The 17,935-nt window shown below is 48.7% G+C and carries 13 protein-coding genes, 3 pseudogenes and 1 riboswitch; of the genes and pseudogenes, 8 read left to right on the top strand and 8 right to left on the bottom strand.

Annotation, left to right across the window (positions count from 1 at the left end; genetic code table 11):
• Positions 1–1,987 (bottom strand): vWA domain-containing protein (locus HNQ56_RS17065; protein ID WP_429148748.1); only part of this gene is annotated, 1,987 nt, incomplete at its 3' end.
• Between the two features lie 403 nt (positions 1,988–2,390).
• The gene (locus HNQ56_RS17060) at positions 2,391–3,350 is read right to left on the bottom strand and encodes a DUF6076 domain-containing protein (RefSeq protein WP_429148746.1); all 960 of its coding nucleotides are present in this window, start codon (positions 3,348–3,350) and stop codon (positions 2,391–2,393) included.
• A gap of 412 nt (positions 3,351–3,762) precedes the next feature.
• On the opposite strand from HNQ56_RS17060, the gene HNQ56_RS17055 reads away from it, so the two are divergent.
• The 7 genes and pseudogenes from HNQ56_RS17055 (at position 3,763) to HNQ56_RS17025 (ending at position 12,382) form a co-directional block, all read left to right on the top strand.
• Positions 3,763–4,071, top strand: coding sequence for a plasmid mobilization protein (locus tag HNQ56_RS17055; RefSeq protein ID WP_429148744.1), 309 nt, complete (start codon positions 3,763–3,765; stop codon positions 4,069–4,071).
• A gap of 4 nt (positions 4,072–4,075) precedes the next feature.
• Positions 4,076–5,455 carry a relaxase/mobilization nuclease domain-containing protein gene (locus tag HNQ56_RS17050; RefSeq protein WP_429148742.1) on the top strand — a complete coding sequence of 460 codons (1,380 nt, stop codon included), beginning with the start codon at positions 4,076–4,078 and terminating at the stop codon, positions 5,453–5,455.
• A 12-nt stretch (positions 5,456–5,467) separates the two neighbouring features.
• A complete protein-coding gene (locus HNQ56_RS17045; protein ID WP_429148740.1) occupies positions 5,468–5,722 on the top strand; it encodes a hypothetical protein in 255 nt (84 codons plus the stop codon).
• Positions 5,723–5,815: 93 nt separating this feature from the next.
• A complete protein-coding gene (locus tag HNQ56_RS17040; protein ID WP_429148738.1) occupies positions 5,816–7,435 on the top strand; it encodes a recombinase family protein in 1,620 nt (539 codons plus the stop codon).
• Positions 7,428–8,684, top strand: a pseudogene (locus HNQ56_RS17035) (recombinase family protein); the annotation flags it as partial. The gene HNQ56_RS17040 and the pseudogene HNQ56_RS17035, both read left to right, overlap by 8 nt.
• A 57-nt stretch (positions 8,685–8,741) precedes the next feature.
• Entirely contained in the window at positions 8,742–10,346 is a 1,605-nt protein-coding gene (locus tag HNQ56_RS17030; protein ID WP_429148736.1) for a hypothetical protein, read from the top strand.
• Positions 10,347–10,480: 134 nt separating this feature from the next.
• Positions 10,481–12,382, top strand: a complete 1,902-nt coding sequence (locus HNQ56_RS17025) for a glycoside hydrolase family 5 protein (protein ID WP_429148734.1) — start codon at positions 10,481–10,483, stop codon at positions 12,380–12,382.
• Between the two features lie 267 nt (positions 12,383–12,649).
• On the opposite strand, the gene HNQ56_RS17020 is transcribed toward HNQ56_RS17025, so the two are convergent.
• Positions 12,650–13,312 carry a YoaK family protein gene (locus tag HNQ56_RS17020; RefSeq protein WP_429148732.1) on the bottom strand — a complete coding sequence of 221 codons (663 nt, stop codon included), beginning with the start codon at positions 13,310–13,312 and terminating at the stop codon, positions 12,650–12,652.
• A 283-nt stretch (positions 13,313–13,595) separates the two neighbouring features.
• On the opposite strand from HNQ56_RS17020, the gene HNQ56_RS17015 reads away from it, so the two are divergent.
• Entirely contained in the window at positions 13,596–14,273 is a 678-nt protein-coding gene (locus tag HNQ56_RS17015; RefSeq protein ID WP_429148730.1) for a peroxiredoxin, read from the top strand.
• 296 nt (positions 14,274–14,569) lie between these two features.
• Here HNQ56_RS17015 and HNQ56_RS17010 read toward each other — a convergent pair whose 3' ends face one another.
• The 5 genes and pseudogenes from HNQ56_RS17010 to HNQ56_RS16990 form a co-directional block, all read right to left on the bottom strand.
• Positions 14,570–15,148 (bottom strand): hypothetical protein, encoded by a 579-nt coding sequence (locus HNQ56_RS17010; protein ID WP_429148728.1) that lies wholly within the window; start codon positions 15,146–15,148, stop codon positions 14,570–14,572.
• Between the two features lie 183 nt (positions 15,149–15,331).
• Positions 15,332–16,188: pseudogene (locus HNQ56_RS17005) on the bottom strand (KilA-N domain-containing protein).
• Positions 16,189–16,296: 108 nt separating this feature from the next.
• Positions 16,297–16,809 (bottom strand): hypothetical protein, encoded by a 513-nt coding sequence (locus tag HNQ56_RS17000; RefSeq protein ID WP_429148727.1) that lies wholly within the window; start codon positions 16,807–16,809, stop codon positions 16,297–16,299.
• 73 nt (positions 16,810–16,882) lie between these two features.
• Complete coding sequence (locus HNQ56_RS16995) at positions 16,883–17,164, bottom strand: DUF4314 domain-containing protein (RefSeq protein ID WP_429148725.1); 282 nt, start codon at positions 17,162–17,164, stop codon at positions 16,883–16,885.
• Between the two features lie 298 nt (positions 17,165–17,462).
• A riboswitch (cyclic di-GMP riboswitch) is annotated at positions 17,463–17,560 on the bottom strand.
• Between the two features lie 7 nt (positions 17,561–17,567).
• A pseudogene (locus HNQ56_RS16990) lies at positions 17,568–17,828 on the bottom strand (recombinase family protein); the annotation flags it as partial.
• Positions 17,829–17,935: the final 107 nt, after the last annotated feature.

Genomic DNA, 17,935 nt, shown 5'->3' with positions numbered 1-17,935 from the left:
GCGTTGGGTCAGGAGTTGGGTCGGGTGTCGGATCAGGCGTCGGATCGGGTGTCGGCGTGGATTTCGGATTGACCGGCAGCTTGGGTGTGCCGATGGTCGAATAATGCGCCTCGTCGTCAAAATCGGTATAGTAGAGCTTTGCCCCATTGTCCGGTCCTTTTTCTCCATTTTGAGACGTATAAAGGTCGGGGACGGGGTTTGTGTCGGCGTTAGTCGGATAGTAGGTTGTCTTTGCCACATCGCGGTACGCTTCTTTTAGAATCAGCGGAATGCTGATGGACAAATCCGCGGCGTAGGCATACATATCGCCGATGTCCCACACCACTGTTTCCTTGAGGGTGTTTCCCTCCATCACTTCTTCAATGGTGACCTGACCGCTGCGATTGCCCAACCACTCGTTAAGCCGGGTTTTGTCTACTTCAAAATACTGACTGATTTCATCCTTGAGCACAGCACTGCGCCCGCCTGGAAAAACCGCAGCATCCAGCAGTCGCTCGCTTAAAACCGCAGCAGTTAACATACTGGCATCCGGGGGGATCTCAATGAAACTTTGGCTGTTGGAGGCCATGTTTTGAAGGCGGGTAACGCTGGCGGGATTATCTATCATATAGCTGACGGTAACGATCTGTGCACCCAAGCCCGGCGCTCCCGTCACCGCACCGCTGGAGTTGTCTTTCTCCAAATACTCCGAATCAATATCATGGCGCTGGTATCGGCCGGTTCCCGTCCAAAGGTCCCCATACTGGCCTACATCCGTTATAACCGTGTCAACGGGAGCGGTTATGGCGTTTGCCAGTGCGAAAATATGCGTGTCGTGGTTGCAGAAAGAAGCAATAGAACTGCCCGCCGCATAAGCGGTATTCGCAGTTGTATATTGTGTCGCAATGGAAAAAGGCGTTCCGTCGGACAAAAATACCACCACGGCCTTTCGGTCGGTATCTCCACGCCCTGCGATGAGGTTATACGCCTGACTCAGCCCGTATACATAGTCTGTATTACAGGTGGAAAAGAGGTCGTCAAGGACGGTTTTGACAGCGTTGGGGTTATGCGTCCAATCCACGATAGCATTATAGGAGCCGGACAGCTCTTTGTTCGCCCCGACCGTCATCCCTCGAAGCCAGCTTCCGCCATCGCCTCTTTCTTCGATGAGCCAATCTCTGTACAGGGGGGTGATACGGTTGAGCGTTTCGGCCATTGTGCTGTCCCGCACAGAGAAAGGTACCAGTGCCACCCGGTTTTCAGGATGACGGCTCAGCACATTGGCGGTAAACTTTTCCACTGCAGTTTTTGCTTCCGCCCAGCGATCATAGCAGCCCTCCGCTTCGTTACCGTGTACCCAAATACCAGACTTATCATTTTTGCGTATATCTTCTGTATCCCAGCGGCTGATACGTACATATTTGTCCCCATCCATTTTAAAATGATAAGCGGCCAACTCCATAGGGCTTTTGCCCTCTCCGGTACCGAACTCATAATAGAGGTGCTCGTGATTTTGAGTATTCAGGCGCACCCATTTCTCAAGCTCGGCGTTATACACGGTAATGGTGCTGTCATCATTGGGATACACGGTTTCCCGTGCGGAGGGATCACTGGCATCAAAGTCGTCCGGTTCGGGCTCCGGTTCAGTAGCTTCATTTGCAACGGGATAAAGATAAAAATGATCCTGATTAAGGCATGGGCAGGCTGCTGCATGCGTGCCGTTGCCTTGTATGTTGTGCAGAGACATGCTGCCCGAGCGGTCAAGGCAGATCACGATGTCGAGTGGTTCGGTTCGCTCGGTTGCGTTAACTGCTAGTGTGAGCCGTGCGAGATAGTCACTTTCGCTTTCCCATTCCGCTGTTTTTTGGGTAATAAACGCAGAATGATTCTCCTCGTCGTAAACAGGACCAGCTTCGTCTTGCTGTGTAGATGCCGCAACTCCCAACGTGTTGCTAAGCAGCATGAAAGCAATCAGTAGCAAGGATACATATTTTTTCAATTTCTTCAAGGCATTTCTCTCCCTTATACCGTGTTTTTGCTTAAAAGGGCAATGCTTGCCCTTTTAAGCATTCCTTAATATATTAGCATGTTTTAGTTGCTGGTGCGGAGGAGATGTACTGTGATATGCGTTTGATGTATTGAAAATAAGGCAACTGACATGTTGGAATATGAACGCCCCTAAATTAATTCAACCACTACGCTGCGCATTGCGAACTACCATCTATAAAAATCCGGAGCAGGGCTTGTACCTTGCTCCGGATTTTCCGTATTCGGTTTGTCTGGTAGTATAGATCACAATGCGTCCTTATGACTTCTCGGCTTCACTTCCAGAATCTGCTCTATTTTTTAGCAGTACCCAGTAAATAAATCAACATTTCTCTCCATCCCCGCATCTACCTAATCCCAAGCCATCATAAATTTTTGAGCCAGTCGGTAAACTCTTTTAAGCTAATTTCCCCGTTATCACATTTTGCTTTTTGCTCCCTTGCCTTTTCACTCCAAGCGTAGAAAGCATCCTGCTCAATCTTCCCGGCCTTAATCCAGCCAAAACGCTTTTTGTATTCCCGGCGGTAGACCTTGAAAACATCATCATCCTTGCGCTTTTCCGTCCAAGCCTTGATTGACCCTACATCTCTGCAAGTGCGCCCCTTATCGTCAATGGCACGATTGCAGTATTCCGCATCGGAACGCCCGGAGAGGGCAAAATACTTTCCGCAATTTTTGCAGATGCGCACAGACTGCTCCTGCTTCACGAACTCCCTAACAAAGTAATCAATTAGATCATAGATATTTTTCGGATACAGCACCTCGGTAAAGGTTTTGCGGTCAATGACCTCAAAGCTCATGGGCTGGGGTTGAAACTGGAATGTATTCAGCTGGTCACTTCCACGGTAGTTATAGTACTGCACCATCTTTTTCTGCACCGGTTCCTTCGGGCTGGTGTCCAAGTCCAGTACATGGGCAAAGAGCGTTTTAATCTGCTCCTGCATCGTGTGAATATTGGATGGAATATGGGTCAGCTCCTTGCGGGGCAGCAGAGCGGAAATGTTCTCATAATTCTGCCGCTTTGCCTGTTCCAGCCTGTCCCACCATTCCAGACGAAGCAGCTCAAAGTAAATGTGCTGGTGGGCTATCGTGTCCAGCGCAGAAAGCACCTCATCTGCATACCGCTGTTCCTTAGAGGAATACAGTTCCATGAGAGCCTTGCCCATCTCGTCAAACAACTCACCATATGCCCAAACATCCAAATAGAGCAGCTCCATCAGACTTGTCCCGAAGGGCAGGTCTTTTTTCTTTTTCTGTTTCTGTTCATTTCCATACTCAAAATGCTCTTTGCTGTCTGCAACCCAAACATTGTATGTGTAACGCATCCTTTGTCACCTCATCCAAACGACTTAATATTAAAATAATTATACATTAGTCTTGACGGAATTGCAAGGCTTTGTTACTATATAACCACGGACTAACTATTGTGTATTTTATTAATTAGTCGTCCAAAAAGGGAGATGATGCCTATGACTGCTGAATAGCAAAAGCCGCCACTCCACGGCAATGGAATGACGGCTCATGAAACCAAAGCGGTTTCAAAAATTGGTTGCTCTCATTGTAACCCAAGAGGAGCGGAAAAGCAAGGGAGCGTTTACGGGGCTGGGTACGCTCACTACCCTTCAGGGTAGGCCAGCATATTGTTTGTATTGACAGCGGGCTTTCGCCCGCCGCCAATACAAACAGCTGGTCGGGGGCGCTGCCCCCAATCCCCCGGGACGAAAGGAGCGTGATTACTTGAAAAAAGATAAGATGTTCGCCATGCGAATGAGTACAGCGGACTATGACCGCATTCAAAATAAGGCGCAGCTGTCGGGAATGACCATGACGGATTTCCTCACCCTTTCCGCACTGGGCAAGGAAATCATTGTGGTGAACGGCTTGGATGCTGTCACTGTTCAGCTGAAAGCCATCGGGAAAAATCTGAACCAGCTGACGGTGCTTTGCAATATGGGCAGGATTACCTGCCCTGATCTCACTGACACAAAACGGAGCTTCGGAGCCGTGTTCGATTCTATCTGCGGCTTGATGGACAAAGGGGCGTGAGCCTATGGCAATCGTCACCGCCATCAAGGAAAAAACGCAGAGCCGCACCGCCATGAAAAAGGTCATGGATTATGTGGCGCAGGATTATAAAACCCTTTTCCAGAACCAAAACGGCGAACAATGCAGGCTGCTGTCCGGGCAGAACTGCTGCGGGGAAACCGCTTTTCAGGAATTTATGGCAACAAAAAAGCAACACAGAAAAGAAAGCAAGGTGTTCTTTTACCAGTATGTGCAGAGCTTCAAACCGGACTGCGGCGCCACAGCGCAGGAAATCCACCAAATGGGGATTGAGCTTGCCCGGCGGTTTGAGGGCTTTGAGATCCAGATAGCCACCCACATCGACCGTGACCACTGGCACAATCACCTGATTGTCAATTCCGTCAGCTGCGAAACCGGGTTAAAGCTGCAATTCAATGAAAAGGACTTGGAGCAGTTGCGCACCCTATCCGATGAAATCTGTTCGGCACACGGCTTGGAGATTTTGAAGCCCTATCAAAAACCCGCCATGAAGCCGATGGGCGCAGGGGAATATCGCTCGGCTGTGCGGGGCGGCAGCCTCAAATTCCAGCTGATGAACGCCATTGACACGGCGCTCTCCCAGAGCCGCACACAGGCTGAATTTACCGCTTGTATGGAGGGAATGGGCTACGGGGTGAAGTGGATACCCCATCACAAATACATCACCTACACCGCCCCCACAGGCCAGCGGTGCAGGGACAACAAGCTCCATGATGAAAAATATCTGAAAGAAAGGATGGAACAGCATTTTGCCGAACTTGAACGAACTCAAGGCTTTGAACAAGCCGCAGGAGAACCCGCAGAAGCTGACCATGCCCTATTTGCCGCAGGTCAGCGCCATTCCGACCGTGGAATGGGATGCTATGTTAAACAGCCAGACGGCGCTGCTGGAACGGATGGCGGCGCTGGGGCAGTATATCTCGACACTGCCGACCAAACCGCAAATCGAGAACGCCATCCGGGATTACTGTCAGGGGATATACGACAATCAGGGAGACATGCTGTGCCGGGTGATCGGCGACCAGCACAGAAGGATTTCGCAGATGGTGACCGACAAAATAGACAAGTCGCAGGACAGCCTGAAATGGCAGTTGCAGGAGGGCTTCAAGGAGCAGACGGAATTACTGAGGCACCGGGATATGCTGCCGTGGAAGCTCAAGGTCAAATGGACGGCCGTGGGGCTGCTCTCCTCGACAGTGCTTTATACCTTGCTCAGTCTGTTGAAAATCTTGTAAATCCCTATGATCCGGATGCCGAGCGACAGAAATACGAACAGGAGCGTATGCGCCGAAAGTCCGGCAAAAAGAAAAAACAGAAACACGGTTACAGTCCTCAATATGAGCAGGACATGGAACAGAGCATGTAGGAGGTGTACAATTTGAAATTACGCGCGTTTTTAAGACGCTGTATCAGCATCTTTCGTGACCGCAGCGGCGGCACAAACTTTGATGTGGTTGCTCAAAACCTAAAAACGGTAGGCGGAAAAGTTTCCGCCTACCGGGAGGTCAGCATCGGCAAGATGCTGTACCGGCTCACCAGCCTTTTTGAGGGCAGCAAGGATATTGACAAAACCATGGAACGGCTGGCAATTCAGAACGCCATGAGCCAGCCCGAGCAGCGGAAAAAGGCATAATTCGCCTGTATGGTATAGACTGTCGGCGGTAGTTACGGTATACTGATTTTGATAATACTGCCGACAGTTTGGGCTTGCGGAAAGTGAGGGGAAATGTTAAAAGTCCAAAATAGTTACAAGGTCGGCGTCTACGTCCGTTTGAGCAAGGATGATGAACGGGCGGGAGAATCCGTCAGTATTGAAAACCAGAAATTGATGCTCACACGATACTGCGAGGAACAGGGCTGGAACGATTATTCTGTATATTGTGATGACGGGGTCAGCGGCACTACCTTTGACCGCCCCGGCGTGTCCAAACTCATTGAGGATGCCAAAGAGGGGCATATCAACCTGATACTCTGCAAGGATTTGAGCCGTTTCGGAAGAAACTACATTCAGGTGGGGCAGTTTACGGATTATCTGTTTCCTATGATTGGCTGCCGCTTTATCGCCCTGAATGACGGTGTGGACACCATCCACAATGACAACGACATTATGCCGTTCCGGAATCTGTTCAACGAGTTCCAAAGCAAGGACACCAGCAAGAAAATCAAGGCGGTCAAGCAGGCGCACGCAAAAATGGGGAATTACCTGGGTTGTTATGTACCTTATGGGTACAAGGCGCATCCTGATGATAAGCACAAGTTTATCGTTGATGAGTTCGCCGCCGAGGTGGTGCGGAAACTGTTCGCATACCGCAGGCAGGGGTTTGGGTTCCGCAAAATTGCCCGGTTGCTCAACGAGGAACACATTTTGCCGCCGAGGGATTACTATTATGAACAAAAGGGTGTTGAAAGCAAAGGGTATCGGAATCACCTCTGGAACGATGTCACGGTCAAGAAAATGCTCCGCAACGAGGTCTATATCGGGCATATGGTGCAGAACAAGCGGGGCACTCTTTCCTACAAGAACAAAAAGCAGGTTGATAAGCCCACAGAGGATTGGATCAAGGTGGAGAATACCCATGAACCAATTATCGACATGGATACTTGGAACGCCTGTGCAGAGGTTGACGCAAGAAATTACAAGCCCCGCCCCACCAAGGAAAATGAAATCAGCCTGTTCGGCGGTCTGCTGAAATGCATGGATTGTGGCTTCAAAATGCGTTACAGTCAGGAAACCCACACCTACCCTAAGAAAGGTAAGGTCAAGTATATTTCCTATTTCTGTGGCAGCTACGCCAGAAGCGGTAGAAGTGCTTGCTCCGCCCACATTATCTACCTGAATCCCTTATCGGAACTGGTGCTGGACGATATTCGCCACCGGGCAAAGCGAGTGCTGGAGGACGAGGACAGGGTGCGCCGGGAGCTTCTGGAACAGAAAGCCAAGCAGAGCGACCGCCAGCTGAAAGCCGATAAGACTGCCCTCAAAGGCGCGGAAAAGCGCCTTGGGGAGCTGGAACGGCTCACGCAGGCGCTCTATGAGGACAAGGTGCTGGGCACCGTCCCCGGAGCGGTCTTCAAAAATCTGCTGGGCAAGTATGAAGCGGAGCGTGTGGAAAAGCAGTCGCTGGTGCAGGCCATGAAGCAGAAGCTGGCCGATACCGCACAGGATGAGCGTGACATTGAGCACTATATCCAGAGCATAAAGAAGTATGTGGCAGTGGAGCAGCTTGACCGGGGGATGCTGCTGGAGCTGATACACTACATTGAGATTGGCGAGCGCAAGGTGGTGGATGGGCAGAAGTGCAGAGACGTGGTCATTCACTACAATTTGGTGGATAAGGCGGGGTAAACCCTATACCCTGCTTTATCCGAACAGCACTAATGAATGGGTGGCAAGGGATACCAGCCGCAAGGTCAAGTCCGCTATGCGGGTAAGGTTTGCGGACGGTGCCCACTATGGGGCCTATGCGCCGTTAGGATACAGGAAGCACCCGGAAATCAAGGGAAAACTGCTCATTGACGAGGACACCCGCTGGATTATCGAAAAGATTTTTAACCTTGCCTATCACGGCATGGGAGCCGCTAAAATCACAAAGCTTTTGATTGAGAAAGAAGTCCCCACCCCTGCATGGCTGAACTTCCAAAGATACGGAACCTTCGCCCACATCTTTGAGGGACAGCCGGAAAACAAACGGTATCTTTGGACAATCGCACAAGTGAAGAAGCTCCTAAAGGACGAGGTTTATATTGGCAACAGCGTCCACAACAAGCAGACCACCGTTTCCTTTAAGGAGAAGAAGAAGATACGCAAGCCGGAAAGCGAATGGTACCGGGTGGAGGATACCCACGAACCGCTGATTGAAACGGAAGTCTTTCAGCGGGTGCAGGAGCAAATCCAGAGCAGACGCAGACAGAGGAAAAACAATACCACACAAATTTTCGCCGGGCTTGTGAAATGTGCGGACTGCGGCTGGTCGCTCCGCTTCGGAACCAACGGGCAGAACAAAAAACCGTACAGCTACTATTCATGCAGTTACTACGGGCAGTTTGGCAAAGGGTATTGTTCGGCTCATTACATTCGCTATGATGTGCTTTATGCCTATGTCCTTTCCCGTCTGCAATACTGGTCAAAGGAAGTACAGCAGGACGAGGAAAAGCTCCTGCAAAGGCTATTGAAAACCGGGGACAGGGAACGGAACGCCGCCAAGAAAAGGGCGGTGTCCGAATTGAAAAAAGCGGAGAAGCGGCAAAGGGAGCTTGACACCCTGTTTGTGAAAATATATGAGGACAGAGCGGCGGAGAAAATCACGGAACGCAACTTCTCCATGCTGTCCGAAAAATACCAGACGGAACAGGGGGAGCTTGAGGAAACAATCCAGACCTTACAGGAGCGTTTGAAGAAATCCCAACAGGAAAGCTGTGACGCTGAACAATGGATTGCCCTGATTAAAGAATGCTCCATGCCCGCCGAACTGACCGCCACGCTCCTTAACACGCTGATTGAAAAGATACTGGTACATGAAGCCGTCAGAGATGAGGACGGGAGCCGGGAACAGGAAGTGGAAATTTACTACCGCTTTATCGGCAAAATTGATTGATACTGATAGCAATATCTTTAACTATGGGAAACCGGACATGCCCTCCCGGAGACATCGGTGCTTCCCGCCCTTGCAAAGCTGCTGGATACCAGCATCGACTCGATACTGACAGATAGCAAGCTCCAGATTTTATCCGCCTTTTACGGGGATGGGATGGAAAGCCACAATGTGACCAGCCGGTTAAACAAACTGCTTCAGAATGATTCTTTGGAGATCGAGGTGAATGCTTTGTCCCTTGCCTGTCAGCCGGGAGGCAGCCGCCCGGGGTATCTGGCGGTAAAATACCGGACGGAGCAGGGTGTTTTCTATACCTTTGCAGAGGAGAACGGCCATCTGGCCATCAACCTGGAAAGCAAGGCTTATACGGCCACGGAGAAGGCGGAGATCATTGCGGCAGCCTATGGCACGTCAAAAGCCAAAATGGATGTAATGCAGAAGGTTGCGCATTATAAGGTATTCAACTGGAACGAATACCATGCCGACCATGAGAGTTTTCCCAGTAATCCGATGAACGATGAGAAGGAATATCTGACCTTTGTATATTTGAATAAAGATGGCATTCACATGGTTACCTGTGAGGAGGGGGAGAGCATTGCATACAACGAAGATAAAACCGAGTTTTTCAGAAAACAGATCAGCGGAGAATATTTTATACCGAATGTTCCCATACTGCCGGAATTCGGCAAGGGCTGGGAATGCTCCTGGGCGGCGGCCTTGACTGCGGCGCTTATGACAATGGATATTAAGGCCACCTATGAACATGTGATGGGTGTTTCAGGTGCCTGCTATCGTCTTGCCTTCTGCTCGCCGGGATGGGATTACAGCTCAGTGGACGGACTGGTTGCTTATGACTATGCCACGCCGGGTTATAAGGCTTTTGGATTTGTGCCGAAATTTGCCGACCGTGTTGATAAGGAAACGCGGGCAGAGGAACGCAGACGTATGGTGAGTGAAATCCGCCATAACATGCCGGTGCTTGGCATCAATCTGCGGGTTGCACCGGAGTGGGGCGTTATCTGCGGATATGAGGAAAACGGAGCGGATTTATTCTGCCGTACTAAATATGATAGGGAGATTATAGATTCCGCAGATTTCAAAAAGGACGAGAATAATCCATATGATTATCTTCGGGTGGATAACTGGCCCTTTATTATCACCTATTTTGACGGGAAGACCGTGCCGCCCTCTGACCGGGATAATCTGCTGAATTCCCTGGCTGTGTTTGTGGATTGCTCGAAACAGACCAACAACCGGGGCTATGCCATGGGATTGTATGCCTATGAGGTCTGGAGGAAGGATCTTCTGGAGGAGGATTGGTATAAGAGCAGCAATGCGGAGCAGACTGCAAGGCGCTTTTCTGTCAACCAATTCTGTACCTTGGCTCTTTGTGATGCGAGGAAAGCAGCATATTGTTATCTGAAGGAAAGTCAGGGGCTTCTGCCGGAGTATGCCGGTGAGATGAACCGTATGGCTGAGCTCTTCGGGTTAATCTCTGAAAAAGCCGGTGAAGTTCATACCATGCTTGACAGCGGCGAAGCACTTGAGGGAGAGAGGGCATGCCGCTTCTGGACAAAAGAGATGCGGCACAGGCAGGCGGCCCTGCTGGAAGAAATGCTTGCGGCGGAACGGGAAGCGATGGAGATTGCGGAGAAAATTCTGTAATGTTTATCGAAACGGTGTTTCGATTGTCCTTTACGTAAAATAATTACCATTATCTTCACTAAAAAATGCGGTTTTTAATTTGTGTCAGTCACGGTATGATAGAATCAGATAAAGACTGGAGGGGAGATAACGGTATGAAATATTTAAAAATATGTAAATGGATGCTGTTGGTGCTGGCGCTTCTGCTGGTGGCAGGGCTCATTTCCTGCGGGAACAAAGGGAATGCCGCGGATAAGGAAGCCAGCAAGCCGGATAGCGGCATGGAGACCGGAGAGGATGGCAGTGAGGACGGTGAGAGCGGCAGTACCGCAGAAGACAGTGGTCTTGAAGCAGGAGATAATGGCACCGGGACGGGAGACAGCAGTGCTGAGGCCGGTGATGATGGACAGGAGCAGAAGGAATTGACTTCCCTGGAAGTGGCAAAGCGGATGGGAAACGGCATCAACCTTGGAAATACCATGGAAGCGTATGGACGCGCATCTCTGGGAGTGGGAGCGTCGGTTTCTTCCTATGAGACAAGTTGGGGAATGCCCGTTACCACACAGGAAATGATCAGTGCCATGAAGGCGGCAGGCTTTGATTCCCTGCGAATTCCCGTGGCCTGGACCAATGCCATGAATTTTGAACGCGGGGATTACACCATAGGGGAAGATTATCTTAACCGGGTAGAGGAAATCATTAATTATGCCCTGAAGGAAGATATGTATGTAATAGTGAATGACCATTGGGACGGAGGCTGGTGGGGCATGTTCGGCTCTGCCTCCGGAGCAACCAGGGAAGCAGCTATGGAATTATATACCTCCATGTGGAAACAGATAGGGGAAAAGTATGCCGGGTATCCGGATCAGCTCATCTTTGAATCTGCTAACGAAGAACTGGGCTTCCGCCTGAATGATACGGATATAGCAGTGGATTCGGGTACCTTGTCCGAAGACCAGTGCTATGAGATGACAAACAGGATCAACCAGGCCTTCGTGGATACCATCCGAAGCACAGGGGGAAACAATGCCCGGCGTTTCCTTCTGATTGCCGGTTTCGGTACGGATATTGCCAAAACCTGTGATGATCGTTTTGTCATGCCGAAGGACACGGCAGAAAATAAGCTTCTCTTGTCCGTGCATTACTATAATCCGGACGGCTATTGCATCAATACCAGCCTTTCCAGCTGGGGTACCCGAAAGGATCATGAGGAACAGAATGCTCTTTTAGAAAAAATGACGAAGTTCACACAGCAAGGATATGGGATCGTCCTTGGAGAATATGGAGTATTACTGAATAACGGCAAAGTAAAGGAGAATACGGCGGATTATATTAATAACTTCCTGAATAATTGTGACTTATACGGATATGTGCCCATGCTTTGGGACTGCAATGATATGTTCAGCAGAACGGAGCAAAAAATCATCGACCCGGAGGTGGCGGCCCTTTACCAGACCCACAGCCTGAATGCTCAGGCGTCTAAGACAGAAGAGGAAATCAGAGAAGCAGCCAGGGCCGGAATGGATGGGGCGTTGGCGGCAGCGGAGGATGTGGCCGGATTGGATGAGAACACAGCCATGGCCTGGATTATGTACAACAGTAAGGACTGGTCTGTCATATACAGTGTGGGAGATGTCTATGATCCCGCATCGAAAACCGAGGGAGTGGAAGCGACCGATGCAGAAATCACCGGAGAAGGCATCTATACGGTAAGCCTGGACTTTACGGGGACCGGCGCAGGCTTTGCGGACAGCATGGTTTTCTCTGCCCTGGGGGTTGCCAACGGAGAGACGTTATTTCCCGGATATGTGATTACCATCAAGGAAGTCCTGATCAATGGGGAAGCTTACAAGCTGGCAGGCAGGCCGTATACCACCAGTGACGATGGAAAATGCACCAGGGTAAATCTATATAATACCTGGGTTACGGCAATACCGGAAGAGGCCCGTACCGAGAACGGAGTCCTGGCTTATGTAACGCCGAGTCTTCTGGATGCGGAGACCCTTGGCAAGGTGGAGACCATATCGGTGACCTTCAGCTACGGACCGGGAAAATAAAATAGAGTAACAGGAAAGACCAGGATGAGAACCGGTATTGTTCCCATCCTGGTCTTTCTCCGAGTAACCGATACAGCAGAGTAACCTGCCTGACACCTGCGTAATGTGAGCAGGTTCCGATTTGTCAAGAACCCTATGTGGTCAGGTTTAATGTCAATAGGGACCGTGTTAAGACAAATCAGGTTCAGTTCATCAATCCGGTGCTTTTCATACTCAACACTGTAATTTCCCAAAGTGAGAGGATAAGGTATGTTTTTGGGTAATCTATTAATCTTCTTTTTTGATAAACATTAAGGCAAATCCCGTCAGCACCAGCATTACGCTGACTATAATGGCTTTTTCTCCCCATAGATTTATGAAAAGATTTCCTATAACCGCTCCAATCACAAATGCTGCAATAATGCCCAAATATAAGAAGCTGTTTTTCCTTTCTATTTTATCCTTGGTAAAGCAATAATTGCAAAGAGCCTCTATGCCCGCCCGAAGATTGCCGATGCACATAGTGGTGGCCACCCCGCATCCATTTAGGGTCCGGAAGCTCTCCACCTGTGCGCCGCAGGCAAAGGAGATAAGGCTATTGGCAAGCAAATTCAGATCCTGAGGCAGGAATGCAACAAAAAGTAAAATAATTGCTTCTGTTATAAGTACGGCCTGACGCCAGTGAAAGCGCTTGGCATTATAAAAACGATGTCTGATAATTTCCGCAATAGCGATACCAAAAGCAAAGGATAGGACAGGAAAAAGATATCGCAATGCCAAGGTGAAATCACCCATAGAGAGATTGACTCCAAACAATAAAATATTTCCTGTCTGGGCGTTTGCAAAAACATGATCCCGGCATAGATAGGAATACGCATCCATAAATCCGCCGGATAGTGTTAGTATGACCACGAGCAACAGGGACTCGGATATTTGCAGAGATTTCTTCATTGATGTTTTCCCTCGTATTTGCTTATTCTTTAGCGCCAGGGGCGTTAATATTGTCTTCTTTTCAGTTTACTTCAGTTAACGCCTCAATTGCTTCCTCATGACAGAGGTTAATGCTTATTGGTTTTAATTATACTATGAAACCTTGAATTGTTCCACCAAAACGAAAAACAGACAAACGGTTTTTTTGCGGGCTATGTAACCTTATCACGGAAGTTGATCGGTTCCGCTGTTATAATGCAGACATAGCAATTCAACATATTAAAATGAAAAGGAGATTATGAAAATGGAAGAAATGCAAGTTGTAAGAATGCCGCTGATCGGCGATATGGCTCCGAGCTTTCAGGCTGTAACCACACAGGGAGTGATCAATTTCCCCGAAGACTATAAAGGCAAATGGGTCATCCTCTTTTCCCATCCCGCCGACTTTACGCCGGTCTGCACTACCGAGTTCATGACATTCGCCTCCATGGCGGATGAATTCAAGGCGCTCAATACCGAGCTTATCGGTCTCTCGGTAGACTCCCTCTATGCACATATCGCATGGCTGCGCAAGATTCAGGAGCTGGAATGGAATGGGAAGAAGAACATAGAAGTTAAATTTCCGCTGATCGAGGATATCCGCATGGAGGTTGCCAACAAGTATGGTATGATGCAGCCCGGACAGTCCAATACCCAGGCGGTGCGTGCGGTATTTGTGATTGATCCCGCTGCCAAGATCCGCACCATTTTGTATTACCCTCTTTCTACCGGCCGTAATTTTGATGAAATCAAGAGAATTGTTATGGCGCTGCAGAAGGCCGACAGCGACAGCGTGGCGACGCCTGCCGACTGGCGTCCCGGCGACGATGTGATTGTTCCTACCGCCGGTTCCTGCGGAACAGCCAAAGAGCGCATGGATAATCAAACGGACGATCAATATTGCCTGGATTGGTTTATGTGTTTCCGCCGGGAAAAGAAATAGTTTTGCATGAATGAACCATAAAACGTGCTGCAACTAACATTTTCAGCTAGATTGCAGCACGTTTTATGATTTTACCTCCGTATCATAATTCCTTTCATATGCTTCGTTTCATTATGCATTTGATATACAATTTCCTTTTCTTCGGTGCAGTCAGGCTATATACGCCGCCAAAGGTGAGGTATGTACCTGAGTAATATCCGTCTCGGTGACAGCGGCATCTATCGAGGTCCACTGAGGGTCATGGTGTAATCCAAGGTATCGCTGTAATCCTAATCGGCAAATCGGAGTATGTACTCTTACAACAAACTATTTAGGGCTCTCGTTAAAACAGTATTCCAAGGTCTTGAGTCAATCAATCTAATATTATTTCGATTGCAGATATCTGCTATCCATTTTCCGTAAGAAATACTTATTCCGGCTCTGTAATGCTGTAAATCGCCGCCTTCCCTTGATAAATAATTCTGCAATATTTGATTTATGTCTGACTCATTCACAAAAATTGATTTTACCTCTGGGGTATCAAAGGATAATATAAATTCGGGATAGATAAAATCGCCCTCAATAATAACGGGAACTTTATCCTCGAGGTGCCTGTTTACCAGCTCTTTTAATACCGGAATCATTTCTTTGCTTACATCGATCAACCAGTTCACGTTGCGCTCAACCCCGACTTCCATCCAATTTACGCCCGTATTCCAATAATGTATTGCCGGAAAACCTTCCTTTGTTGTAACTGCTTCTACAGATAGGTGAATATCATCTACTTCCAAGACATTTACGCCATAGAAACGTGCAATTTCATAAGCCAGGCTTGATTTGCCGGTTCCCGAAGCTCCGCCGATAAACAAAACGGTCCAGTTTCTATCCTTATTCACTTATTGACCTCCCTTACAAATTCCAAGGCTTTGAACCCATAATATTGCGAAAGAAAAGACATAGCAATTCCTTAGCGGAAAGCTATGTCTTTATTGAGAAGTTAGGTGAATATAGATGCCACTTTTTTCACCCGCCAAACACTTATGTTTTCAATAAAAAGGCTCCAGCATAAATCTCCGTGGTTATCGGGGAGGAAGTTTTCCGCTCTCATCCAGTTGTTTAGTTTGCGGGCTCTTTTCTTCCAGGGCCGTTACCCTGTGATCCTCCGTCAGCAGCTTCATCTGGCTGATCGCAATTGCATTAAGTTTCTTCAGGCGTTCTGCCTGCGGCATTCCGTCCGCAATAAATACCGCATTCAGATTTTCCATGTTTGAAAGACAAACAAGCTGCGAGACATTGGCATAATCACGGATGTTGCCTTTTGATTCCGGATTGCTGTCACGCCACTGTTTGGCAGTTTTTCCGAATAAGGCAACATTCAGAACGTCCGCTTCGCTGGCATATACCTGGCTGACCTGCTGTGGTGTGAGCTCCGGCGGGATCAGGTTCTCCTGGATCGCGTCCGTATGGATGCGATAATTGATTTTTGCCAGGTTGCGTTTGATATCCCAGCCGAGCTGCCGCTGTTCTTCCGCTTTCAGCTCTCGAATTCCTTGATCAAATAAATTTTGAATTCAGGGCTGATCCACATGCCGAATTCGAATGCAATGTCTTTATAGGCATACGTTCCGCCATATCGTCCGGCAGTCGCTTTAAGGCCGATTGCGTTTGTTTTTGCTACCCATTCCTTGACGCTGATCTTATACCTGTTCAATCCGGCCTGACTTTTAATTATGGCGAATTCGCCATAATTAAAATCGGGATTGTGGATTTGCTCCCATATGCCTAAAAACTCAATGGTATTCCGATTGCGAAGCCAATCCGATATGAAAAAATCGCCGTCTTTCGCTTTCAGCATATCGGTAAGGGAGATATAATCCCTATCCTCAATCGTGGCAACGGTGATCTGCGCACCGTTCACACTAAGGTAATTTACCATTGGCAGCACCTCCTGTCAGCGTTTATTATACAATTTTTGACTTGCACTTTAAAGTGTGCAGTTCACATTGACATTATCAGATCGTCCGGCTTTGGCTGTGATTCTCCGTCATCCCATAACCGGGCCGTTCTGTTGTTTCGGAGTTGGATCGCTTTCCTCGCTGTGCTGCTGGCGGTCATGCTCCATTTCCGGCTGATTCGGATAGCAGTGATTCAGGAGAGCCGCCACGTTCTCCGGTACATTGTCGAAATCCACATGGTGATCCCTCTCGACAGAAACGGTGTACCAATAATCGTAAGGAATATATACAGTCGACAGGTACTTGGATTGGTCGGGCTTTATGTTTTCTCCGCCTTGTTCGATGACGCCCTTCGGCGTTAAAAAGAAGGTTTCCCAATGCTCACCGGAGGACTCCAGATCAAGTGTGACGATACCGAGTCCGATATGGCCGGTGTTGCGTCCCCGGATGACAGCGGGAAACTCAATAAATTCATAACTGTGGCTGCCGAAATGGTCCGTACCGTAAACTTCGACGCAAGTGTCATGCATCCGTTTCAGTATCTCTTTGGCATAACTGTCATCTTTGGAATTACAGGACCGATCCAGCTTTGCGAAATCCACCGTTGGGAGAATGGCGTTCAGGCGCTCTATATAGACTTTCTGCAGATCTTTTTCCTTCATTGTGCTCCACCTCTCATTCCATTTTCATGCCGAATTGCTCGGCTTCGTTTTCCGACATGTCGGATTGTTGCGGCCGTGAGATGACGGAGAAGCTGTCCTCTCCGGGGACGATAGCAAGAGATCTGCCGTTGTCCCAGGTCATTTGGAGCTGTCCGGCGTCGTCTACAAAATCAACCGTTCCCGTCAGTCCAGATGGCATATCCGCTTCTCCGGACATGGAGTGGAGCTGGATGCGGGTGCCGCTCGGATATTGCTCCTTAATCCGTTGTACCTTCCTGTGATCAAAAAACATCATTATTCCTCCCTATAGAGCCATCTCAGCCTTGCAAGAAAACTGTCGAAAGCAAAAAGTCAGCACTTTGCCTGTTCAGACAATGTGCTGACTTTTTGTTATGTTGAATTAGAGGAGAGCAGTATGTGCGAAGTGCTCCGTCTTTATTTCGTCCTCCCATTGGAGTGGAAACAGGTAATCATAGGTCCCCCTTTCGCCAGGAGCATGGCGAAAGCCCTATCTGATACCCTGAAAGCATCCGTCAAAAGCCACAAAGGTTGCAAAAGCCCGCCCTCTGGAAAAGGGCAGGCTTTGCTTGACTTTTGGCAGCCAGGCTATCATAGCGCGACAAGCGCCTTAGACCCTACGGCTTTGCGTCCCCATCTTTGATGATATTTTTGAACGGGGCAATTTCACTTTCTCCCTTTGCACTGTCCACACCGTCATTGATGGCAATATAGCGGACATTGCGGCTGGGGAAATAGAGTTCGGTGTACTGGCCTGTCAGGATATAGTTTCTGCCAAGACGGGATAAGTCCTTTGTCACCACACAATTGATTTTCCCAGCTTCTATATCTTCAATCATACGCTGAAAAGCGGGGCGGTCAAAGTTCGTGCCGCTCCACCCATCGTCCGAATACTCCTGAATGATATTCAGTCCGTTCTCGACGGCGTACTGGCGAAGCATACTTCTTTGTGTGGTGTTATTCGGCATTTTACCTGATCTAGATTTCTTCTATTTCATGCAAATAAAAAGAAGGTACTGAATAAAAGATTCTGTTGCATTTTGCGTCA

Origin of the sequence: Anaerotaenia torta (assembly GCF_050433395.1) — a bacterium.
Classification (GTDB): Bacteria; Bacillota; Clostridia; order Lachnospirales; family Lachnospiraceae; genus Mobilitalea; species Mobilitalea torta.
This window is presented reverse-complemented; position numbering and strand designations above follow the sequence as displayed.